Consider the following 3,421-nt stretch of genomic DNA (forward strand, 5'->3'; position numbering starts at 1 on the left):
TCATGTAACGCCTAAATCAGGTGCGCCGTAGGCGTCACCTGGATTTACTTGTATGTGCGTGGCTGTGATTAACCGATACTACCTATTTTACTGAAGAATGATAGCTCTGAGTTGATGTGCTGCTCTAAGGCTTTATCATCTTCAGCAACCGAACCTACCCAAAGTGTAAACAGCCTACAACCAAGAGAAGCATGAGGGTCTTTTTCTGCCAGTGAATCTTCCAGTTCATTTAGTTTTCTTATGTATGAAACCTTATCTCTCATTACAAGGGATTTATATTGGTTTATATCAGAGAACTCTTTATGGAACATGCTGTACATCATATTGATGCTATTTCCTACAGCCATTTGAGCAGGCTTGTCTGCACTTTTTAATGCGTTCGAAATAGAATCGAATTGATCTTTAACAGCTTGTTGTTCAGGGTTGAGTTTCTTTTTCCCAAAACCAAACATGGTATTCCTCTTATATTTCTTTTATTTTATATATGGGATGGCAATCATGACAAAAGGTGTATTTGATTCCTTCTCTAAAACCATCTTTATCAGCACTTCTTGAAAAGAACTCCCCAGGTACAATTTTTCTTTTACAACGGAAGCATTGTAGTTCCTCAATTGCTTCTAAGGCAGAAACACCTTCTTCTGTGTTATAAATGTTTCCACACCACTTTGATTTTCTTCCCATTTCAAAAACTCAATGTTTAGTAGATGCATGGGTTTTGAAGTAGCACATAACGCCAAAATCAGGTGCGCCGTAGGCGTCACCTGGATTTTTTTGTTATACGGCGGATTGCACATAGCTCTGGATTTCATGTGCTAAAGAACTCATATCGCTGAATATGTGGTGAGCACCAGCTTCTTTTAACCTTGAACTTGGCATGTGTTCAGAGTAGCCAAAAACAGTCATACCTGCTGAAACTCCTCCACTCACACCCAGCGGACTATCTTCTATAACCAAGCACTTTGATGGATCATTTTCTCCCATTCTCTTCGCTGCATGAAGATAAATATCTGGATATGGTTTGCCTCTTTTAACATCAGAAGTGCTGTGTAATTTTCCAGAGAAATGCTTTAGCAGGCCAGTTTTACCTAATGTCGTTTGCATTTTCTCGTAAGAGCCACTTGAAGCAACACAAAATGGAAGTGAAATCTCTGCTAATGCTTTCTCAATTCCTTTTACAGAAGTGACGCTCTGCTCTAATGCTTTGTTTATTTCGTTTTTATACTTTATTTCAAGACCTTCAGGTGGATGGCTACCAAGCATTTCCTTCACAATTTGCATACATTGAGCTGAAGAGTGACCGACAAACGTTGAGAACATATCTTCTAAAGTTAATGAAAAGCCACACTCTTCATTAAGAATATTTGCAAATACCTTATTTGCTATTTTCTCGCTGTCTACGAGAACACCATCACAGTCAAATATTATTAAGTTGAATGTTTTCATTACTTTCCTTTAGCCGTATAACGCCCGCATCAGGTGCGCCGAAGGCGTCACTTGGATGCGCTTGTTAGGCGCTTACCAGGTTTACACGGAATTTGCCTACAACGATACACAGAAATGCCATGTGCACTTTGTTTTGGCTGGCATGACACGAATGCCTTTGCACAAGATTTAAACGGCGTAGACTGTAAACTTTCACGAAACATAGACGGCGCTACCTAAAAAGGAATGAGCTCAGATGTTTGTTGCTAGCCTTGCACAATAAAACCGATTCTTTTTCAAGGATGGACACAGTTGTTTGCCTGGTGACTTTTGCACAATCGCTATGTTGGCGTTGGCAACTCGAAGGCTAGAACACAGAGCCAAAACGCCGCAAACGCTTTACTCGACGCCGACACAAATTTAAATTGCGGCGCAACTCAGGGAAAAAACTCCAATCTCTCCCAACGCCAGCCAACACAATAAAGGATGTTACTTTTCAAACTTGAAGTTGTCTTTGCTTCGCCTAACGCCCGCATCAGGTGCGCCGAAGGCGTCACTTGGATGCGCTTGTTAAATGGCAACTACTCTGATGTAGCTCGTTTTTCATATACTTCGGAAGGTGTTTTGACAAAACCTTTCCATGTGTTTTTAGTTTCAATAAGTAAATGTTTGATTGTGCTTTCTTCGATGTCTTCAGAATCACATTGGGATAAAATGTTTGCCATGTGATAAAAATCAGCTGAACTCATATCAACTATTCGCTTACATGTTATGTCGAAAGTATTTTCAGCATCAAAATTGTTGACGTTTGGAAGATTTAATTGTGACCACAAGTTTGCCTGAGCTGAATAGAAATATAGGGCTATATAGCAGTTCACGAGTTCTTTTTTCAAAGATTCAACATTGTGATTATTAGTCTGCTGATGTAATGATGTAGAAAGAGACAGAGGCATTTCTGCCACAACTTTCAATATCTCTGTAAATTGCTCATGATTACCAGTGTTCTTTGGTTCAGTGACATATTTAGTTAATCGATCTAATTGTTTCCCTGAAATTTTCTGAAGCATGTCCGTTTGAGATTTTATTTCGGTAAGGCTATTTGATACATCTTTCTCTGTATTTCTTCCGACAATGAAAAACCAAATAGAGATTGCTATGGCAAAAAAAGCCAAGATTATTGAAGTGACACTAGAAATAATGCTCCAAACTTCTGCTGTCATTATTCATCCTTTTTGTTGAATTTAACTCGATGCCGGATTGCCATTTAACGCCTGCATCAGGTGCGCCGAAGGCGTCACCTGAATGCACTTGTTAAATTTTCTCGATATTACACCGTTTTTATTTATCACCGCTTGCAGTGTACTCGACGTTTGTAACTACACCATTCTTGTTGTAAGAAATCACAAGGGTTTTCAGATAAAACTTCATATTAAATGCAGAGCCTTTTGCTTGACTATAAAGATAAACTTTGGCTTTCTCGTTTTCTTTCATTGTAAGAGGATATATAAATTCCCCTCCAGGTTTACCGAGAACTTCTATTGCTTCACTAATAGTTGTTTTTCCTTTTTCGATTTCTTGTATTTTTGATTCATCAAAGTCGGTTGCGTCTATCTTCCAAGAACTAGTGAATTCGCTTCCCACAAGTTTATCATTATAAAAATAGAATCCTTGGCTTCTAACTGCGGTAACTCCTTTATGTAAGCTATCTCCACCAGTACTAGCGTATGCATAAGAGAGAACATCAAACTGTTTATCATTCTTTGTGACAACTCCCTTATTGTATGGCTTGCCAAGTTTTTTCTGTATTGATTGCTTTGTATCTTCCCCAAAATTTATTTGATTGTTTTCGACTTTTTTAAAATCTCTGCCTGCACACCCAGTTAGAAATACTAACAAAGCTATTACGCACAAGTTGATTTTTTTCATTTTCACTCCTTTGTGTGTTGTTGTCGAAATTTAACGCCTAAATCAGGTGCGCCGTAGGCGTCACATGGATTTA

4 protein-coding genes are annotated in these 3,421 nt (G+C 38.6%); all 4 read right to left on the reverse strand.

Annotated elements, in window-relative coordinates; translation table 11 throughout:
* Positions 1-68: 68 nt before the first annotated feature.
* Positions 69-452, reverse strand: coding sequence for a hypothetical protein (locus tag ACY2RQ_RS18970; RefSeq protein ID WP_490114579.1), 384 nt, complete (start codon positions 450-452; stop codon positions 69-71).
* 322 nt (positions 453-774) lie between these two features.
* Positions 775-1,443 (reverse strand): HAD family hydrolase, encoded by a 669-nt coding sequence (locus ACY2RQ_RS18975; RefSeq protein ID WP_490114580.1) that lies wholly within the window; start codon positions 1,441-1,443, stop codon positions 775-777.
* A 560-nt stretch (positions 1,444-2,003) separates the two neighbouring features.
* Positions 2,004-2,642 (reverse strand): hypothetical protein, encoded by a 639-nt coding sequence (locus tag ACY2RQ_RS18980; protein WP_490114581.1) that lies wholly within the window; start codon positions 2,640-2,642, stop codon positions 2,004-2,006.
* A 118-nt stretch (positions 2,643-2,760) separates the two neighbouring features.
* On the reverse strand, positions 2,761-3,348 hold the full coding sequence (locus ACY2RQ_RS18985; RefSeq protein WP_490114582.1) for a hypothetical protein: 588 nt from the start codon (positions 3,346-3,348) through the stop codon (positions 2,761-2,763).
* Positions 3,349-3,421: the final 73 nt, after the last annotated feature.

The organism is Parendozoicomonas sp. 209JJ7-1 (assembly GCF_058147085.1).